At 58.6% G+C, this 19,889-nt stretch carries 15 protein-coding genes and 1 pseudogene; 12 read left to right on the top strand and 4 right to left on the bottom strand.

Annotated elements, in window-relative coordinates:
• From EN742_RS38600 to tdh, 6 genes are all read left to right on the top strand, one after another.
• A partial coding sequence (locus EN742_RS38600; protein ID WP_148670021.1) for a hypothetical protein occupies window positions 1–182 on the top strand: 182 nt, incomplete at its 5' end.
• A gap of 1,056 nt (window positions 183–1,238) precedes the next feature.
• Window positions 1,239–1,583 (top strand): helix-turn-helix domain-containing protein, encoded by a 345-nt coding sequence (locus tag EN742_RS04210; protein ID WP_091595831.1) that lies wholly within the window; start codon window positions 1,239–1,241, stop codon window positions 1,581–1,583.
• Window positions 1,584–1,620: 37 nt separating this feature from the next.
• Window positions 1,621–2,958: a serine hydroxymethyltransferase gene (gene glyA, locus EN742_RS04215; protein ID WP_091595829.1), complete on the top strand. Its 1,338-nt coding sequence runs from the start codon at window positions 1,621–1,623 to the stop codon at window positions 2,956–2,958.
• A 57-nt stretch (window positions 2,959–3,015) separates the two neighbouring features.
• Window positions 3,016–4,191: a methionine adenosyltransferase gene (gene metK / locus EN742_RS04220; RefSeq protein ID WP_063169265.1), complete on the top strand. Its 1,176-nt coding sequence runs from the start codon at window positions 3,016–3,018 to the stop codon at window positions 4,189–4,191.
• Window positions 4,192–4,210: 19 nt separating this feature from the next.
• Window positions 4,211–5,305, top strand: coding sequence for an adenosine kinase (locus EN742_RS04225; RefSeq protein ID WP_245316490.1), 1,095 nt, complete (start codon window positions 4,211–4,213; stop codon window positions 5,303–5,305).
• A 65-nt stretch (window positions 5,306–5,370) separates the two neighbouring features.
• On the top strand, window positions 5,371–6,405 hold the full coding sequence (tdh, locus tag EN742_RS04230; protein WP_126057764.1) for an L-threonine 3-dehydrogenase: 1,035 nt from the start codon (window positions 5,371–5,373) through the stop codon (window positions 6,403–6,405).
• A gap of 580 nt (window positions 6,406–6,985) precedes the next feature.
• Here the strand turns inward: tdh and EN742_RS37865 are convergent.
• On the bottom strand, window positions 6,986–7,474 hold the full coding sequence (locus EN742_RS37865) for a hypothetical protein (RefSeq protein WP_164747350.1): 489 nt from the start codon (window positions 7,472–7,474) through the stop codon (window positions 6,986–6,988).
• A 607-nt stretch (window positions 7,475–8,081) separates the two neighbouring features.
• Between EN742_RS37865 and EN742_RS04240 the strand changes: the two genes are divergently transcribed.
• The 4 genes from EN742_RS04240 (at window position 8,082) to EN742_RS04255 (ending at window position 12,790) form a co-directional block, all read left to right on the top strand.
• Window positions 8,082–8,768, top strand: a complete 687-nt coding sequence (locus EN742_RS04240) for a response regulator transcription factor (RefSeq protein ID WP_029354874.1) — start codon at window positions 8,082–8,084, stop codon at window positions 8,766–8,768.
• A gap of 71 nt (window positions 8,769–8,839) precedes the next feature.
• Window positions 8,840–10,261 (top strand): type II and III secretion system protein family protein, encoded by a 1,422-nt coding sequence (locus EN742_RS04245; protein WP_051695798.1) that lies wholly within the window; start codon window positions 8,840–8,842, stop codon window positions 10,259–10,261.
• Between the two features lie 12 nt (window positions 10,262–10,273).
• Window positions 10,274–10,834, top strand: coding sequence for a CpaD family pilus assembly lipoprotein (locus EN742_RS04250; protein WP_236473720.1), 561 nt, complete (start codon window positions 10,274–10,276; stop codon window positions 10,832–10,834).
• 84 nt (window positions 10,835–10,918) lie between these two features.
• Entirely contained in the window at window positions 10,919–12,790 is a 1,872-nt protein-coding gene (locus tag EN742_RS04255; protein ID WP_128332479.1) for an acyltransferase family protein, read from the top strand.
• A 489-nt stretch (window positions 12,791–13,279) separates the two neighbouring features.
• On the opposite strand, the gene EN742_RS04260 is transcribed toward EN742_RS04255, so the two are convergent.
• The gene (locus tag EN742_RS04260; protein WP_091595823.1) at window positions 13,280–14,419 is read right to left on the bottom strand and encodes a porin; all 1,140 of its coding nucleotides are present in this window, start codon (window positions 14,417–14,419) and stop codon (window positions 13,280–13,282) included.
• Between the two features lie 682 nt (window positions 14,420–15,101).
• Between EN742_RS04260 and EN742_RS04265 the strand changes: the two genes are divergently transcribed.
• Together EN742_RS04265 and hemN are read left to right on the top strand one after the other, a co-directional pair.
• Window positions 15,102–15,458: a hypothetical protein gene (locus EN742_RS04265; RefSeq protein WP_091595902.1), complete on the top strand. Its 357-nt coding sequence runs from the start codon at window positions 15,102–15,104 to the stop codon at window positions 15,456–15,458.
• 495 nt (window positions 15,459–15,953) lie between these two features.
• Window positions 15,954–17,281: pseudogene (gene hemN, locus EN742_RS04270) on the top strand (oxygen-independent coproporphyrinogen III oxidase).
• 230 nt (window positions 17,282–17,511) lie between these two features.
• On the opposite strand, the gene EN742_RS04275 reads toward hemN, so the two are convergent.
• Together EN742_RS04275 and EN742_RS04280 are read right to left on the bottom strand one after the other, a co-directional pair.
• Window positions 17,512–19,155, bottom strand: a complete 1,644-nt coding sequence (locus EN742_RS04275) for an MFS transporter (RefSeq protein WP_126038535.1) — start codon at window positions 19,153–19,155, stop codon at window positions 17,512–17,514.
• A gap of 173 nt (window positions 19,156–19,328) precedes the next feature.
• Window positions 19,329–19,889, bottom strand: a 561-nt coding sequence (locus EN742_RS04280) for a 3-oxoacyl-[acyl-carrier-protein] synthase III C-terminal domain-containing protein (RefSeq protein WP_281034936.1), incomplete at its 5' end; no start/stop codon positions are given.

Consider the following 19,889-nt stretch of genomic DNA (forward strand, 5'->3'; position numbering starts at 1 on the left):
AGGCCTTGGCGGCAGGCATTGATCTTTCGGTCTCGACGGCGCAGGACTACGCAGAAGGCTATGTGAATAACCTCCAAGCGCGCCTTGCAGGCGGCCCTGAGCAAAACCTAGGCCTTCCGAGCATGCCATCATTCCAGAGTGTGGCAAGCAATGTGCCCTTCGTCGGCATTGCCTTATCCTAGCCGTCGCCTTGCGCGGAAGCTTTGGCTCGCGCGCTGAGATAAGGGTCATTGTGGCACAAGCAGGGGTTCATCCGCATCAACGCAAGCGGTGTTCCTGACGCCATCTTGATCGGACTGTGAGGGAGATGTCCGAAGTCTGTGAAGGCTTCGGTATATGACGACTTCAGAGTTACGCTGAGCCCAGCCATCTCGAGCCGGTGCGCCGGGTCGAGGTTTTCACGGGCGCCGGCCGGCAGCGGGAATGGTCTCCGGAAGGCACGGCGCGGATGGTGGCGGAGCTGGCGCAGCCGAAGGAACGGCTGTCGCGCGCCCAGGGCGGCCTCCCGAACAGCCAGACGATGATCTCCTGCGGCCTATATCCTTGTGCCCACGCTCAAGGCAGTCGGCTGAAAACAGCGCTGATTTAAAACAGCATTATCCTGCACTGCACCCTCGATCCTTGCGCTCACCGATCGCTCGTCGACACGCACGCGGTCAAGTCGTTATCGGCGCTATGCCGATGGGCTTCGAGAGCAAGGTGGACGCTGAGCGGTGCGTCAGCCTCAGGGCGCGGCTGGCCAGCTTTGGGTCTCACGCTCTATGACGGCAACACCCGGCTGATCCACTTGGCCTGTTCGGGGGCTCCCGGCAGCGGCGCGGAAGCCACGGTCCGCCTTCCTCGGCTTCAGGCCAAAGACACCGCAGCATGCTCCAGAGCTATGTCTGCCGCCTTCGCCCCATCGTCGCTGGTCATGTGGAAAGGACAAGCAGGCTACGCACCCCATAATCCCGTCGGGCAGGATTCGACAGTCGACGGCGAGACATTCGCCAAACCTCACCCTTGATTCTCAGCAACGTTAAAAAAAATTCACATAATGTTCGTGAGCGTAGTCTCCTGTCAGGTGGTACATTAGCCCCAATATCTGGCGTCTTAGTCGTAGAAAGGACTGTGATCCATCTTCCATTAGCATCCATACCAGCGGATTTACAGCAAATGACGAGAAGAGATCTCATGCGGATTGATGGGGATAGAAGGGCTAGCGGCTTGCTGCATCCCGTCCGGGTTGATGCCAACCAATGTTGACACTGGTAAATCGCGTAAGGACGGCAGCGCATCTTGATCGCCTTCGAATCCTGGGCCTTTGCGCGCATGCGGATCTAACCGTCGGCGAGCTGGCCGATATTACCAGTCTGCCTCGCGAGCAGGTTCGACGCCACGTCCGGCGGCTGGTCAGAGCCAACTTTCTTTGCTGCAACGAACAACGTCCGCAGTCTTCGTACCATATGCAAGCAGGAGGCAAGGATGGCGGGCTGGCTCAATTGGTGGTCGATCTCCTGCCCCACGATGATGGTCATCATAAAAGAGACCTACAACGCCTGGAAGCAATACAAGACGCGCGGTTGAAGGGACCGCCTGCTTGATCGTGAAATAGATCAGTCCAAATGGAGCGCGACTACCATGGATAACTCCGCCGGCGGCGCCATCGCGCAGCCCGACACTTACGGGCGGCCTCACTTAGCCGCCGTCGACTCCCGCGTTCGCGAACTGCTTCTAAGACAGGAGCGCCAGGAGCGGACAACTCTCAAACTGATCGCCTCCGAGAACTTTGCCTCCTCGGCGGTGTTGGAAGCGACCGGGTCGATTTTCACCAACAAGTATGCCGAGGGATACCCCGGTGCGCGCTACTACGCCGGAAACGAGATCGTCGATGAGCTTGAGACCCTCGCGATCGAGCGCCTGAAAGCGCTATTTGGCAGTGAACACGCCAACGTCCAGCCTTATTCAGGCTCGCCAGCCAACCAGGCTGTCTATCGCGCGCTTTTGAGCCCCCGTGACAAAGTGATGGGCTTGCCTTTACCCGAAGGCGGCCATCTGACTCACGGTTGGTCCGTCAATTTTTCCGGCAGCGATTATCAGCGCGTCCCGTACAGGCTGCACGAAAAGACACAGCAAATTGACTATGACCACTTGCGCGAGACCGCCAAGCGGGAACGCCCGAAGCTAATTTGGGTCGGCGGAACTGCTTATCCGCGTATTTTTGACTACGCGGCAATGGCCGAAATTGCTTCGGAGGTGAACTCGTATCTGGTGGCTGACATCGCCCACATCAGCGGCCTGGTTGTCGCAGGAGTGCATCCGAACCCCGTGCCCCATTGCGATGTGGTCACCAGCACCTCTCACAAGTCGATCCGCGGTCCCCGGGGTGGCTTCATTTTATCAAGGAATGAAGACCGTTATCAGCCCCTCCATCATCCGAAGAGCAAACACAATCTGGCCAAACGTATAGACCGCGCCGTGTTCCCTCTTCTGCAAGGCGGACCGCATATGAATACTATCGCCGCGCTTGCCGTCGCTTTGCAGGAAGCAGCGAACTCGTCCTTTCGTGTCTACGGTCAGCAGATCGTCCACAACGCCAAGGCTCTGGCCCAGGCGCTTCTGGAGCGAGGTTATGAACTCGTCACCGGGGGCACTGACAATCACATGCTGATCCTTGATCTTCGGGACCGGCCGCTGTCAGGCAAAGCCTATGCGGAGCGCTTATCGCGTGCAGGCATCATTGCGAATTTCAATATGGTCCCGGGCGACCGGCGGCATCCGGCGCTGACAAGCGGCATCCGCTTAGGGACGCCAGCGGTGACGTCCATGGGCATGCGCGAAACGGAGATGGTGCAGATCGCCGCTTTCATCGACTCGGTCTGCCGCCAGCCCGATGACCAGGAAGTTCATGCGAGCGTACGAAGAGACGTTGCCGACTTCTGCACTGCGTTCGATGTTCCCGGCATCCCCGACAGATAAGCCACCCCAATCCAGAAACTCCTCACTAACTCCAGCACTTGAAGCGAGGGCATTTTTATGACCAGGCAGTTCGTGTTCTCTTCCGAATCCGTCGGCGCGGGACACCCCGATAAGATGGCAGACAACATCTCCGATGCCATTCTCGATGCGGTCCTGCGCACCGATCCGAAGGCGCGCGTCGCCTGTGAAGTGTTGGTGAAGACGGGGATGGTCGTTGTGGCTGGCGAGATCACCAGCCATGCCCACATCGATTACAGCCAAGTCGCCCGCGATACGATACTCGATATTGGCTACGACGATGATGCGATTGGCTTTGATGGTCGACGTTGCGCCGTCGTTCTGGCCCTCACCGAGCAGTCGCCCGACATAAGCCAGGGCGTTGATGAAGGACGAGGGCAGGATCTCGGGCAGGGGGCAGGGGATCAGGGCATCATGTTTGGATTCGCATGCAACGAGACGGATACATTGATGCCCCTGCCGATCCAACTCGCTCACCATTTGACGAAAAGACAGGCCGAGGTCCGGAAAGCGGGACAGCTTGGCTGGCTGCGTCCGGACGTGAAATCTCAAGTGTCCGTACGCTACGAAGGGCTCCGCCCGGTGGCGCTGGATACCATAGTCCTGTCGACGCAGCATGACGAAGCGGTCTCACAAGCCACGGTCCGCGAAGGCGTCATTGAGGAGATCATAAAACCGGTCCTGCCGGCCCACCTGGATACTTCGGGGATCAGATTTCTGGTCAACCCAACAGGGCGGTTCGTGGTCGGTGGGCCTGCCGGCGACTGCGGCCTCACAGGACGGAAGATCATCGTCGATTCCTACGGTGGGACCGGGCGTCACGGCGGCGGTGCCTTTTCGGGCAAGGACCCATCCAAGGTTGACCGCTCGGCGGCCTATGCCGCCCGGTATGTCGCGAAGAACATCGTTGCCAGCGGCCTTGCGGAGGTCTGCGAGGTTCAGCTTGCCTACGCGATCGGCGTGGCCAGTCCGGTTTCTGTCATGGTCAATACTTTCGGAACCGCAAGGATCGAGGAAAAAAGGATCGAGCGCCTTGTTCTCGAGGTTTTCAATCTCCGACCGAAAGGCATCATCAAGATGCTTGATCTCTTACGCCCGATATACCGCAAGACGGCGACATACGGACACTTCGGGCGTGAAGAGCCTGAGTTCACCTGGGAGAAGACGGACAAAGCTGACGATTTGCTGCGTGAAGCAGGACCGGCAGCTGCGTGAGGGCGGCTGGATCAAGCGCATGCGGCAACCCATTTCAACTCGCGAGACCACGCCCGGCCGGCATGGCAAGAAGCCGGCTCGGGTTTTTGGCGGAGATTTTGATGCGGATTATGACGTGCTCTGCATCGGTAATGCCATTGTCGACATCATCGCCCAGTGCGACGAGGCATTCCTCGAGACCAACGGCATCATCAAGGGAGCGATGAACCTCATCGACACAAGGCGCGCCGAGCTGCTCTACAGCCGCATGGGTCCGGCGATCGAGGCCTCCGGCGGCAGCGCCGGCAACACGGCGGCCGGCGTCGCCAGCTTTGGCGGCCGCGCCGCCTTCTTCGGCAAGGTCTCCAACGATGCGCTGGGCGAAATCTACGCCCACGACATCCATGCGCAAGGCGTCGCCTTCGACACCACGCCGCTCAAGGGTGAACCGCCGACGGCGCGCTCGATGATCTTCGTCACGCCCGACGGCGAGCGCTCGATGAACACCTATCTCGGCGCCTGCGTCGAGCTCGGGCCTGAGGATGTCGAGGCGGACAAGGCCTCTGGCGCCAAGGTCACCTATTTCGAAGGCTATCTGTGGGATCCGCCGCGCGCCAAGGAAGCAATCCGCCAGACGGCGATGCTGGCGCACGCGGCAGGCCGCGAAGTGTCGATGACCCTGTCGGATTCGTTCTGCGTCGACCGCTACCGCGACGAGTTCCTCGAGCTGATGCGTTCGGGTACCGTCGACATCGTCTTTGCCAACAGCCACGAGATCAAATCGCTTTACCAGACGGCGTCGTTCGACGAAGCGCTGGCGCAGATTCGCAAGGATTGCCGCATCGCCGCCGTGACCCGATCGGAAAAAGGCTCGGTGATCGTGCGCGGCGACGAGACCGTGGTGATCAAGGCGACCGCCATCAAGGAGCTGATCGACACGACGGGCGCCGGCGATCTCTATGCCGCCGGCTTCCTGCATGGCTACACGCAAGGCCGTGACTTGCAGACCTGCGGCGACCTTGGCTCACTGGCAGCCGGATTGGTGATCCAGCAGATCGGCCCCAGGCCCCGTCAGAATTTGCGCCGCGAGGCCGAGCAGGCGGGGCTGACCATTCCGGACGTTCAAACGAGTTAGTGGCCTACCTTCCCGTTGTGCAGGCTATCTCGCCAGAAGCGCAATCACGGAATAGGGAAATCCTGATGTCGAACATGATGAAGGCGCTTGTGAAGGCCAAGGCCGAACCGGGCATCTGGATGGAAGAGGTGCCGGTGCCGGAAATCGGCCCCAACGACGTGCTGATCAAGATCAAGAAGACGGCGATCTGCGGCACCGACGTGCACATCTACAATTGGGACCAGTGGGCGCAGAAGACGGTGCCGGTGCCGATGGTGACGGGCCATGAATTCGTCGGCACCGTTGCCGATTTCGGCGCAGCGGTCACCGAATACAAGGTCGGCCAGCGTGTATCGGGCGAAGGCCACATCGTCTGCGGCCATTGCCGCAACTGTCGCGCCGGGCGAGGGCATCTGTGCCGCAACACACTCGGCGTCGGCGTCAACCGTCCGGGCGCGTTCGGCGAGTATCTGGCGATCCCGCAGCACAATGTCGTGCCGATCCCCGACGATGTGCCCGATGAGATTGCCGCGATCTTCGATCCCTTGGGCAATGCCGTCCACACCGCATTGTCCTTCGATCTGGTCGGCGAGGACGTGCTGGTGACTGGCGCCGGGCCGATCGGCATCATGGGCGCGCTCGTCGCCCAATGCGTCGGTGCGCGCAAAGTGGTCATCACTGACATCAACCCGGTGCGGCTGGCACTGGCGAAAAAGCTCGGCGTCCAGCATGTCGTCGACGCCTCGAAGGAAAAGCTGCGCGACGTCATGCCGGCGCTCGGCATGACCGAGGGGTTTGACGTCGGCCTCGAAATGTCGGGCGCAGCCCCCGCCTTCCGCGACATGATCGATACCATGAACAATGGCGGCAAGATCGCCATTCTGGGCATTGCGCGGACCGGCTTCGAGATCGACTGGAACAAGGTCATCTTCAAGATGCTGCATCTCAAGGGCATCTACGGCCGCGAGATGTTCGAGACCTGGTACAAGATGATCGCGCTGGTGCAGGGTCCTCTCGACGTGTCGGGCCTGATCACACACCGCATCGGGGTCGATGACTACCTCGACGGTTTCGAGGCGATGAAGAGCGGCAATTCGGGGAAGGTGGTGATGGATTGGTAGGGATTGCCTTGGCCGCTCTTCAGGAAAAGCTGACGGGACAGCACCCCTCTGGTCCGCCGGACATCTTCCAACGAGGGGAACATGGCTGGGTGGAGAGCTATGGCTCCGCTAGGTGCGCCCCCTAATCATGATACGGCGACGTATCGCGGCCCATCCGATAACGGTCGATGGTGGCAATTCGCCTCAGCCGATGACGGAAATCCGGTGAACGGATGCTCACAGGCCCCCACGCGATCGTCTATTTCCTAAGATCTGCGATTGAGGTCGAGGTGTTGCCGCCGTTTCAGCGGGTAAGATGCGTTAGACGACTTCCGGTACCTTTCCGGTCAGCGAATTAACGAAGGCAACGAGCCGCATTGGACAGGTCGTGCCATTCCGGTTCGGGGGAAGTATGGCGCGGCTCAGCATGGCGACACGGTCGGAACTGAAGCGGCGATCGTGGAGCGTTATCGCGGCGTTGACAAGCGGCGCATTCTGAATGAGTTCGGGGCGGTAATCGGCTATTATCGCAAGCGCGCGCGATCCGTCTTATGAACCGTCGTGAGCAGAGGCCGTCTGCGAGCAAGAGCCGCAGCCGCTGTTACGGCAGCGATGTCCGCGAGGCGCTCATCGTGTTGTGGGAGGCTTCGGAGCGGCTGAGGTCCGCATCGTCGCTCGCGGCGGCCAGCGCCGCCGGGCAGGAATGAGTTCGGCAGTTCGCCGCTCGGTGCAAGCCCGCACCTCGGCGATTGGAAAGATCCGCCGCCCGGCTTTGTTGAGCGCATTCGGGCACGTCTTGGTCGGGGAGCTTCGTGCAGACGATGGTGCTGACCGAAATTGCCACCGGCTGGACCGAATGCATTCCGGTCCGCACGCGCAACAGCGGCAATGTGATCATGGCGATCAAGCAGGCCCGCTCGCGGTTTCCCTGACCCTGTGCTGCTGTTTGCCGGCATCCGCCCGCACAGGAAGAGCTTGGAAAGCGGTCGATCGTCGTGGCCTGAATGCGGAAATCGAGGAGCCGTTGGTCGTCGATCTCCAGCCTGAACGCGGTCGTTTCCTGGTGCCGCAAATCGGCTGTTGCATACACATCCCTGTCAGACGTCAGTTTTCCTCGCCCATTTTGGTGTCGAGATGCGAAGTGCTCTTTTGGACCAGCAAGGCTTTTTGGAAATCTGAGAGCGGCTTTCCGCGGGGCGCTCCATTTTTGAGCATCAAGCTACCACAGCCAATGACGCGCAGGTTCCACCAGACTCGCCAGCCTTGAAGGACAGCGAAATAGCAGAGCACGACAGACACAACAATCCATCAGGAAGCCGCAGTCGTTGAAGATGCGGCGCTGCATCCATACCGTGGATGCATTCGATCCAAATAATCGATTTGTTCAATCAGTTTCTCGAAAGCTAACCCTACCCTCTGTGGGAATCGGGCTCTGGGCCGCGACGCTGCCTTGCGAGCGCAGGGGCTGCACGTAGGAGAGATGATGCAACGAGAAATCGCACGCGGGTTGCTGGCGTCGTGGGTTCGCCGACCGGCGTATTTGAGCCCGTCAGTTGGTCCTCACCCGCGCCTATTGCCACCGAGCGACTTGCATGTCCCTCCAACTCGGACCTGTTCCGAGAGATGCGACGAGTTGTGCGCCGTGTGCTCCGATCAGATGGCCGCCGGTGACGCGTCTCTCTTCGATAGGAGATGAAATGCGAACGCTGCTCGTGGATCATCATGCGGATCTTGCGCGCGCCATGCGACTTGCGCTCGGGGATGGCGGCTTCGTCGTTGATGTCGTTGGTACTCTGGAACTGGCCTCGAGTGCATTTTCTTGCGCCAGCTATGAAATTCTCCTGCTGGAATTGGCTCTGCCAGATGGCGATGGCTTGGGTTGGCTGAGGCAGTTGAGGACCCACGGGCATTCAGTTCCTGCCGTCATTATGAGCAGCCTTAACGATCTCGATAAGCGAATTGCGATCTTCAACGGTGGTGCGGACGACTTTCTGCTCAAACCCGTCTCTACCGATGAGCTTATCGCCAGAATGAGAGCCATTCTGCGCCGGGCGTCACAGATGACCGACCTGAGGCTCGTATTTGGCAATCTCAACTTCGATCCGGTCGCCCGGCAGGTTTTCGTTGCTGGGCACCCAATGATGATCGCACGTCGCGAACTCTGTATTCTAGAGCATCTGCTTAACCGGGCAGGCCGCATCGTGCCCCGTGCGCAGTTGGAAGATCACCTCTATTCGTTCAACGACGACGTGTCTGCCAACGCGCTTGAAGTCGGAATCTATCGTTTACGTGGACATCTGACCAGATCAGGTGCAACGCCACGGATCAAGACCATCCGTGGCATTGGCTACATTCTAGAATTGACTGACGCGTCATCCGCATAGTTTGTCGAATCGAAAGAAGATCTATTTTGCTGATCCTTCAACATCCTTGCCCTGCGCTCAATTGGCGGGCGATCGCCATCAAGGTTCCGAGACCTGCAGTGCCCCGTTACCTGGGCCATCTCCTCTGCGCGCTTATTGTGACTTTCCCACTTGGTGTCGCGGCGCAAAACAAGCAGGACAAAGGCGCGCCGCGTGCGGCTTCGAATAGCATCAATGCCACGCTGACCCTTTCCTCTTCGCTCGGGGAGACCGTTCATCTGCCCGCGCCAGCCACGACCATCTTTGTTGCTGACCCGACGATCGCGGATTTTCAGGCACCATCGAGCAAAACAATCTTCGTCTTTGGCAAGAAATCGGGGCGGACCAGCCTATTCGCCTTGGACGGCAACGGCGAGCCTCTCGCCGAATTGCGTATCGTTGTCACGCAACCGATCGGGGATTTACGCGCCATGTTGCGGGAGCAGGTCGGCGACTATCCCATCCGCGTCAACTATACGCCGCGCGGCGCAATCCTTAGCGGGACGGCGCCCGACGCAGAGGTCGCCGACACCGCAAAAAGAGTCACTGAGCAATATCTGGGCGACGGAGCGCAAGTCGTCAACAACATCAAGGTCGCTGGATCCCTGCAAGTTAACCTCAGCGTGCGCGTAGCCGAAGTCTCACGCAGCGCCATGAAGTCACTTGGCGTCAACCTGTCCGCCTTCGGTCAAATCGGCAATTTCAAAGTGGGCGTTCTAAGCGGAAGCGGTGCAAGCGCTGGATCTGGTTCAACCCAGGGTGGCGGTACAGCAGAAATCGGATTCGACAACGGTGTCGTCAACGTCAGCGCGGTTCTCGACGCGCTCGCCAAGGAGCATATAGCTTCCGTCCTGGCTGAGCCGAACCTCACCGCTATGTCGGGTGAAAAAGCCAGCTTTCTAGCTGGCGGCGAATTTCCCATTCCTGTCCTGCAGGAAAACAGGCAGGTATCGGTTGAATTCCGTCACTTCGGCGTCAGTCTGGAATTTGTGCCGACAGTTCTCAGCAACAATCAAATCAACATTCACGTAACGCCCGAAGTCAGTGAACTGTCGACGCAAGGTGCCGTGCAAATCAACGGAATTTCCGTGCCGGCAGTTTCCACGCGCCGAGCCGATACGGTCGTCGAACTCGCCAGCGGCCAGAGCTTCGCAATCGGCGGTCTAATCAGGCGGAACGTCAACAATGATGTCAGGGCCTTTCCCTGGCTCGGAGAAATGCCGATCCTGGGACCGCTTTTTCGCTCGTCCTCGTTTCAAAAAGAGGAGTCAGAACTGGTCATTCTAGTTACGCCTTACATTGTAAGACCAGGCTCCAACCCAAACCAGATGAGCGCACCTACGGAGCGGGCGGCACCGGCTTTGAACGGAGGGGGCGCTCCGACGAATTCCGTGGCAAGTCCCCCGCGAGACCGCGCTGCTATCCGTGCGGGCGCGCCAAGCGCCCAGGGCGGTCTCGGCTTCATCATCGAATAGTGTCGTCCAATGATGTTGCGTTTTATAGTCCTCTTTGTCGCTCTGGCACCAAGCGTAAGTGGCTGCACAAGCACTACGCCAGTTGATGTCGAACCATCGGCATCAATGCTTGTCCGAGAGGAGACCACCCTCCTGACGTTGCAAAGCCTGCGCGCTTCCGAACGGCAGCGTTTGCGTGATTTCCTAAACAAGGCCAGTCGCGGCCGATTCGATGCCCTCCACCTCCTCATCAGCGGTTCGCCCCAGCTCAGCGCAGGGGTAGCCCATCAGGCCAGGCAGTTGGCAATCGAAGCAGACAACATTCAATTGCTCGATCAACACGACGCCGGCTCAGTGCGAATTGAGGCGATTGTCTATCACGCCCGTCCGCCGGTCTGTCCCTCATATGGTGCCTTACCCAATGAAGAATCCTTCAAACAGCCGCTTGGTTGTTCGACAGGATTTAACCTGGCCGTGATGGTCAACGATCCGCGCGATCTGCTCGACAATCAGGCCGTCAAGTCCGGCGATGGCGATCGTGCTTCTGTACCAGTTGCCACTTACAGAACGTTCGGGACGGATAAAGGTGGCTGATACCGGCCCTTATCTTGGCAGCACTCCTACCGGAGATTGAAAGCTTCCAATCTCGTCCTGATCTAAAATCAAAGGAACCGCTGGATGCAATATAGGCGCGATATCGCGGGCCTTAGGGCTGTTGCTGTACTTCCGGTCGTACTCTTTCATTTCGGAATTTCGGCGATCCCGGGTGGCTTTAGCGGGGTTGATATCTTCTTCGTCATCTCCGGCTACCTTATCAGCGGAAGCCTCTTGGATGACCTTGAACGCGGCCAATTTTCGATCGTCAACTTCTACTGGCGCCGTGCCCGGCGCATTCTGCCGGCTCTCGTCTTTGTGATGCTTCTCACCTGCATTGCCGCATTGTTCATTCTTCTGCCATCGGATCTGCGCGAATTCGGTCTTAGCATCATAGCTGCCTCGACCTTCTGGTCGAACGTTTTTTTCTGGAAAACGTCAAGTTACTTCTCGATCGATGCCGCGCTTCGACCACTGTTGCACACCTGGTCGCTTTCCGTAGAGGAGCAGTACTACATCTTCGCCCCAATCCTGATGTTCCTAATCTATCGCTACATCGGGAAGCGCTGGCTGACGACACTTCTTCCGATAATTCTCTGCAGCTTCGTAATGGCGGTGATGGCGACATCGCTGGCGCCCACCGCCGGGTTCTATCTGCTGCCGACCCGAATCTGGGAACTCATGTTGGGCGCCCTGCTCATGCTCAACCGCCCCCCGCCGTTGGGCAACAGATTCCTGATGGAGTCGGTGGGGTTGGCCGGATTTGGCCTTCTCGCCATCGGGTTCTTCGCGCTTTCGGAGAGCGACCCGTTCCCAGGCTACAACGCCTTGTATCCATGCATCGGAACGGCCCTTCTGATCTATGTTGGCCAAAATTCCCCCTCGACGGTCGCCAGCCGCATGCTCGAAGTCCGGCCGCTGGTCTGGATTGGGCTCATCTCGTATTCTTTGTATCTTGTTCACTGGCCGCTCAATGCGTTCGCGCATTATCTTTCGTTCCAAAAACTCGATCCTTTGATGACCGGTGCGATGTTGGTAGCAAGCCTCGCATTGGCTGCATTCTCCTGGAAGTTTGTAGAGCAGCCGTTTCGACAGAAGAGGGCCTTCACCGCCCCGGGGCCTATCTTTGCCTTTTCAGCGCTCGCGATCGTTGTTCTTTGTGCCGGCGGAGCGGCGGGGGCGCTCGGCAACGGCTTTCCGCAACGGTTTCCGGACTATGTCCAGCGGCGCATTTCCGTCGGGGACTGGAGGAATGGCATCTGTTTCAACGAGGGCACCAGCCGGATCGAAAGCTGGAATATGGAGGATTGCACGCGCACTCGCGGTTTTCCAACAACGGTTTTTTTGTGGGGCGACTCCTTCGCCGCGCACTATGTTTCCGGCCTGGGTGCTAACATAAATCGGTTGCAGGCGAACATCGTGGAATATACGTACGCCGGCTGCCCGCCGATACTCTCTTACTACTCTTACGCTCGTCTTGATTGTGTCCGGTTCAATCGCAAGGCCTTGGACATCATCTTGGAAGCGGACATCAAGACGGTTATCCTCAGCGGTAAATGGAGTGACTATGAGGTCAGAGGCTTCGACGGTCTTCAGCAAACAATCGATACGCTTCGTGCCCTGGGCGTGCGCGTGTTTGTCATCGGCCAGTCTCCGCAGTTCCCAACTGACGTCCGGAAAATTGCGTTCTTCGCCAAGCGCCAAAATCTGGACGATACGTCCTGGCCGATGGCGATGGACCCCGGCATCAACGAACGTGTGCGCTCATTTACCAAAGGCGCCACATTCATCGATCCGCTGAAATTCCTGTGCAGCGCAGGACGCTGCCCCTATTCCGACAGAGGAGAGTTTATGTATTTCGACTATGGTCATTTCTCTTCAGCCGGCGCCACACTGGCAATCTCGAAATACTGGCCGGCTTTTGGCAAAGACAATGCTCTTCCTAAGACGAAGTAGCGGGTCAGACGGCTGACAAGCACCAGTGCGGGTCCCTGTGATTGCTCCTGCTTCGGCAGCAGCCGCGACGATGGAGCTGTTCAGGTTTAAGGCCACCCGATAGCGACCTAGGATGGGTGCTGCCACGCGGATCGGACTAAGCGTGCATTATCACGTAAATGTTGAGAGAATGAATGGCGCCGCGAAGGGCAATTCCAGCCATCCACAGCGACAGGCGTGTCGCGGTCCCGACATAGCAGTGGCACTTACCTGACACGGCCTCACACTGCCCTCTAAACGGCCCCGAATTTGAACTGACCACCCCTGGCCGGTTCATTGGGCAGGTCAAGGGCTAGGCTGTATTACACAGGGCTCACCCCTTTCAGTCTCAAGTTGGTACGATGGGCCGTGGACGGTCGATGCAGACTTCAAGGATGGCGAAAGAAGCTCTCTATGCGTGCGTTGTCGAGGCAAGTGCCTTTGCCAGAGATGCTCGCGGCTGGAGAGATTTCAAAATGAGCGTTGGAAGCGGAGAATGCCGCCGACGCTGTTCGGCTTGCTCGTGCCCTTGACGGTGGTAGGGTCGGCAGGGCCGACGCCAAAGTTGCCGTAGCGGTCGTAATCGACCTCGGCTGTGACCGTGAAGCCAGGAACGACCATATAGACGACGTTTGCAGCCAAACCAGAATTCTTGAGCTGATCACTCGAGACCTGAAAGTTGAACGAAGTTTTCTCGTCAAACTCGTAGGTGGCGCCCGCCCAGAAAGCCCACTGGCCGTTCCAGATTTTGTACGAGCCGCGCACATGATTGGCGATTGCGCCGTTTGAGTCCTCGTTGAGACTGCCATTGGAACCGTAGCCGAACAGTCCAAACAGCGACAGCTGGTTTGTGACAGCGACGTCGACACGGATCTTGCCGGCCAAAGCTTCGTAGTTGCTGTCATAAGCCGCGACGCCGGTGATCGAGCCCCAGCCTTGCGTGTATTTCAAGCCGGCGACAACGTGCGGAATATAGCTGTCGATAGTACCGGCTGAGCCCGATCCTTGTTCGAGCGAAATCACGGTCGAAATGCCGTTGCCGGCGTCGAAGTAGTACTGAGCCACGTTGGTGTCGAAGCCGGCCGACCGAACGAGCATACTATCGAGAACGTTGCCAGCGTAGCTTACAAACGTATCGAAGGCCGACCCGTCCTTGCCAACTCGCAGGCCCCCCAGCTCGACCCAGGCAGAAGCCAGTGCGAGGCCGCTGTTGAAACCATAGTTCTGAGGACTGTCACGCGAGTTAGCGCTATTGCCAAAATTCACGTGGGTTTCGGTATAGGTCGTCAACGCGCCGAGCTCGGTCTGCTGGCCGCTCCAAGTTTTGAACGTGAAGCGTGTGTTGTTTCGCCAAGTGCCTTGGTCCTCGCCAGTTCTCACATCCGAGGTTCTTGCGCTGTCATACGATCGGACATCACCCAGGCCGATATCATAACGGACATAGCCGCCGATGCGCAGGCAGGTCTCGGTGTTGGGAATATAGAAATACCCCGAGCCGAGGACGTCGCAGATCTTGATGTACTCGGCCGGTTCCCGCTCGGCGCCAGCTGCTCGAACGACGGAGGCGGCGATCAGAGCAGTTAAGCCGAGAAGACGAATCTTGATGTACATGTCTAGATCTCCATGAAGGAATAAAAAGGATAGAGGCGTAAGAGCAAGCTTTACTCTAAATTTTGTGCGTGTTGTCTCCAATTTGTGGACGTAAAAGCGCTTGACATGGGAGGTTATCCAGCGTAAAAGCCACATGTACTTAGAATAGTGTTTTCTGCTAGGAGATTCATTATCGTTTATATGTGAAACACTCCGGTCAGACCGCTGCAGCCTCGGAATAGAGCAGCAAGCGACATGCCAACCTGAAGCGTAGATGCGGCCGACACCAAAATTGGGCCGACGCGCCTTCGTCTCGCTGGAATCACTTTTTTTGAGGGTCACTGCGAAAAGCAATGTGCGACACGGTTCGCCATGTTCGATATGTGACAGTCTCGTTTAACAGCGACGGCTTCCCGTCTGACCGCAACGGAGGCCGCTTCATGCGCTACCGAGAAGGATTACTGCGCGCGTGCGGTCCGCAAGGGCTGCGCCAGGAACAGAGGGCGTCCACGTCCGATGTGTCGCATGGTGGCCGAAGCACCTTTTCGCCGCTGTAAGTTCGCCGTGCAGGTACATTGCGCGGCCGATAGCGAGAAGGGATCGCACCCTGAAACGGTTGCCTAGGGCTCGCCTCGAGTAATTGGCGATGAACAGCATTCTCGAGAACTTAGTCTCGACGGAAAGAGCAACGAAAGGAAGCCGCTTGGACGAGCACGATCCGAAGGAAGAACTGATCGAGACCATTTTCCGCAACGGCACAATCACTGCCGTGGGTATCCTGCTTGCCTTTTCGCTCGGCTTCCTCACTCATTGGGCGGCGAACCCCTTGCCATGGCAACTCTACGATCTGTTCGCCGTAGTGCCGATCCTGCTCGGCATCGCACTGCAGATGAGAGCGCTGTCCATGCTGCTCGACATGAGTTCCTTGCGCCGCCCCATCTACGAACGCGCCAATCGCATTTTCATGGTCGGCCTCATCCAGACCGCGTGTGGCGTCGGGATGGCGATCTTGGTCGATCTTTTCGGGATATCGGTAGGGGGCACGCTGCCCGGCGCTTGACGACAAGCCACACCGCCGCTCATCGCTCGAAGCGACGTCAAGCTGGGGAGCCTTGTGCACCCCCTAGCGGCGCCTTCCTTTCATCAAATGAGCGGACGTCAGCTTTAGAGCGTCTCGGTGGCTAAAGCCGGTATGGTTTTTCGGCCGGCAGGGAAGGCCGCTGGCTGGACCTGGATGGCGTCTGACCGAGGCTTGACAGGTGCGTTGCGACGTTTGGCGTCGGACATGAATTTCGCATTGCAAAGTTCTTCCGCAGACGCCTCAAGCACACTGCATCGGCGTCACGTACTCAAACGTTGAATGCGGCACCGCACCATCACCTCAGGCGGACCATGGCACGCGCGCTCGGTTGATACCGTCCTGTCCAAGCGAGACTGCGACATCGCCGCCTCCGCCTTGAAAACGCGGAGAAAGCGGGACGCACTGACTTAGGTCAGAGACAGGACGAGCGCGCAACGAAACAATGATGGATCAGCGACGTGGGACGACAGCTCCTTGCACACCTCAATCCTGACAAAGTACCGGGACCCCCGGCCGCCTTGGTATACCATCTATCCGACTGTGCCAGACTTCTCTGCGGCGGTTGGTGCTGACGATTATGAGGAATGGCTGGGGGGCCTCCCGGCCGACGAATCGGTGTCGCTCTATTTCCACATTCCGTTTTGCCGATCCATGTGCTGGTATTGCGGCTTCCCTACCGCCGTCACCCGTCGCAACGGCCCGATCCTTAATTATTTGGCGTGCTGCGTCAGGAGATCAGTTTGGTGTCGGAGCAAGTTCGGCAAGGGCTGCCGGTGAGCGATGTGCATTTCGGCGGCGGAACGCCTCACCTTATCGGGCCAGCCGAGCACTTGGCGCTGATGGAATTTCTACGCCGCCACTTCGCTTTCAGCAAAACTGCTGCGATCGCCGTGGAGATCGATCCCCGAACGTTCACACCGGAAATGGCCGAACCCTTGGCAGCTACCGGTGTCAACCGCGCGAGCATCGGCGTGCAGAGCTTTGATCCCGATGTGCAAAAGGCGATCAATCGGATCCAGAGTAAGGTGCAGACGGCCGCTGCCGTCGAAAATCTCCGCCGGCATGGCGTTGGCCATATCAACTTCGATCTCATCTTCGGTCTCCCGAAACAGACTGTGCAGTCCTGCATCCAGACCGCGATGGCTGCGGTCGCCATGCGCCCCAACCGGTTTGCGGTGTTCGGCTACGCGCATATTCCTTCCGTGATAAAGAATCAGCGCCTAATCGAGCAGGCAGGTCTACCGGACGGCGATGTTCGCGCCGAACAGGCTGCAGCTGTCGCCGAGACACTGGTTGGCGCCGGCTACCGGGAGATCGGGCTCGATCATTTCGCTCTGCCGGACGACGAACTCGCGCTAGCGCAGAAGACCGGGCGCCTGCGGCGTAATTCGCTGGGATACTCGGCCGATACTTGCAAAACCGTGATCGGCTTCGGCGCGTCGGCTATTGGCCGAGTCGGCGAGGGGTACGTTCAGAACGAAGTAACACGGGATTCTTACGCCCGGCACATCGCAAGTGGACGTCTGGCGACATCAAAGGGCCACCGGCTGACCGACGATGACCGGGTGCGCGCAGCAATCATCGAGCGACTGATGTGCGATTTGGAGGCCGACGTGCCGACCATCTGTGCCGCCCACGAAATCGAACCAGCTCGTTTTCTCGATTCAGTTGAGCGTTTGGTGACGCTGGCTGAGGAGGGGATCGTGGACGTCGAAAACGGCTTCATCCGCGTGCGGCCGGAGCACCGCTTTGTTGTTCGCGCCGTTGCTGCTGCATTCGATGCTTTTCTCGCGAATCGATGAGTTGAGGCCACGACTCCGAAGGCATCAGACCTTGTTTGGCGCTCGTCGGCATGGGCTCTCGCAGAAGACTCCGCAAGCGCATGCAGGGGACTCCACTTGACGCCGCGTTCATCATCATCTCGCCTGGGTGCGCTCGATCGCACAACTCGGAGCACGCTGCTCTCGGCGTGAGGCTGTGCTCTGCAAAGCACCGGTGATCCACCCTGTCCCTGGATAGCAGCTTGATGGCGTCATCTTGGAGGACGAGAAAAGATTGTCGAGGTACGGGTACGAATTGCCTCGGTCGTTCGTTCAATCGAAAGCACTGTCTGCGGAGGCACCTCTCCTTCATGCAGTGACAGGAGATGCTGGCCGACTTCCTTATCTGCTGCGGTGAGTCGATGATTTAGGCGGAGAAAGTCCATCCAGGTGGGGGTGCGGAATGTCTCCGTCCAAAGTGACGGTGTTTGCAGATTTCGCTGGAGCGTCCAGTTTCGTGCACCGGCACGGCTCTGGACGTGTCGCCGCGTGCGCATGTAGCCCAGAAAGGCCTCGATATTTTCCTCCGATATCAAATACTCGACCTTGGCCACGATAGGGCCACTTCTGGGTTTCAGATCGAGAGCCACGTCCGGCGGATGAAAAACTGAACTTTCTTGATCCGTTTCTTCCCAGGGACGGACCGGCAACACGATCCCCGCTGCTGCAACCAGCAACAGAGCGCCCGCGGCGCCCTCCAATGCTGAGGTCAAGGAATAGTTTTGCGCGACAGAACCCCAGATCCAGCTGCCAGCAGCCATACCGCCTGCGCTCAAGGCGTAGTAAATGGAGAGCGTGCGGCCTACAACCCACCTTGGGCTTGCCAACTGCACCGACACGTCAATGCCCGTCCAGGTGATAAGCCAACCCGCTCCGCCGAGCGCCAGCGAAATGGCCGCCACAGGAACCGACGATGTCAGGGCAAGGGAGAGGCAACAGACTGCACAAGCCACAGAGGCGAAGGCCACCAGCCTGTTTTGAGACGTGACCTTCCTCAAGAAGCCGTTGCCCATGCCCGCGATGAAAGCACCCATGCCGAAGCCGGCCAATAAGATACCGTAGACAATTGGCCCACTCTTCAACTGATCCCGGACGACGAGAGGGAGCAACGCCAGAATGGAGATGCTTGCCAATCCGAAAAGAGCTGCTCGGGCGGTCGCTGCCCTGATCTCCAAAGACATCGCCGTAAAGCGCACTCCGTCATGAATTGCCGTCGTCATTCTCTCATGAGGGAGAGGCGAAGAGCGGACCTCCCATTTGGTGCGCCATATCGCGCTTATAGGCGCCAGATCACTCACCGCAGCCAAGGCGAAAGCGGCCAGCGGCCCAAAGACGGCCAGGATCACGCCCCCTAAGGCCGGACCAACGCTGCGCACAATGTTGTATCCGACGGACATAAGCGTCACTGCGGCCGGAATGTCGCGTTTGTGAAGGATATCGCCGACCGAAGCGTGCCAGGCCGGATCATTCAAGGCAAAGCCGCAGCCGGCCAGGAAACCTAACCCGAGAATCAGCCAAGGACTGACAAATCCCAGACCCACAGAAATCATCAGCGTCATCGACGCCGATGCTATCAGGCAGTGTCCCGCAAACATCACCCACCGGCGGCTGAAGTTGTCGGCAATGGCTCCGGCGAAAACTGAGAGGAAGAACACCGGCAGTGTGGATGCGGCCTGGACGAGAGCCACCATAAGGTCGGACGCTGAAATCGTTGCCATAAGCCAACTGATGGCGACCGTTTGCACTAGCCAACCGAGGCTGGAAATCTGGGTGGCCGTCCAAATTGAGCGAAACACCTTGTTTCGAAATGGGGCGAGCGTCTTTGAAACGGGCGGTTGAGGATTTTCGCTCTGCATGAGGTTTTGCTGGCCTTCGATGAGCGCTGCGATTTGAGCAAGTGGGTCGATACTTAGACATCGCGGAGCACCGCACGGAACCCAGCTCTATGGAGCTTGCCGGCGACTATTTGCGTATTGAGCCATTCTCATAGTCTCATTCATGAGCAGTCCTATGCGCAAGCGTTGCTTTGCTAAATTCCCACGACAAGCGCGCCGCCGCTGAGACCCGCACCCGCTGCCGCCAAGAGGACTTTCTCGCCAGGCCGAAACGGCTGCGCCCGATGGGCGAGCGACAACGAGAGCGGGATCGTCGCGGCGGAAGAGTTGCCATATTCGGCGATCGTCTTGACCATCGAGTGATCTGTGATGCCGAGGTTCCTGCCGACCGCGTCGAAAATGCGAGCATTGGCCTGATGCGGCACGAAACGATCGAGGTCTTGCGGCCTCAGTCGGGCAGCAGTGAGCGCATCTCTCGAGCAGGCGGTCATCATCTCCACGGCCTTGGCGAACACTTCGCGGCCATCGGTGATCGTCATCCGGGTCTGCTCGAGGTCGAGGCCGCCATGGAACGGATTGTTGCTTCCACCGGCAGGAATCTGGATCAGCCCGTAACGCGAGCCGTCCGAATCCACCGAAGCGCCGAGAATGCCTCGATCCGGGTCATCGCACGGACCGATCACCACCGCGCCGGCGGCATCGGCAAACAGCACGGCGCTGGCGCGCTCGGCCGGATTGATGCGGCGGCTGAGGAT

It is taken from the genome of Mesorhizobium sp. M4A.F.Ca.ET.020.02.1.1 (assembly GCF_004022645.1).
Taxonomy (GTDB): Bacteria; Pseudomonadota; Alphaproteobacteria; order Rhizobiales; family Rhizobiaceae; genus Mesorhizobium.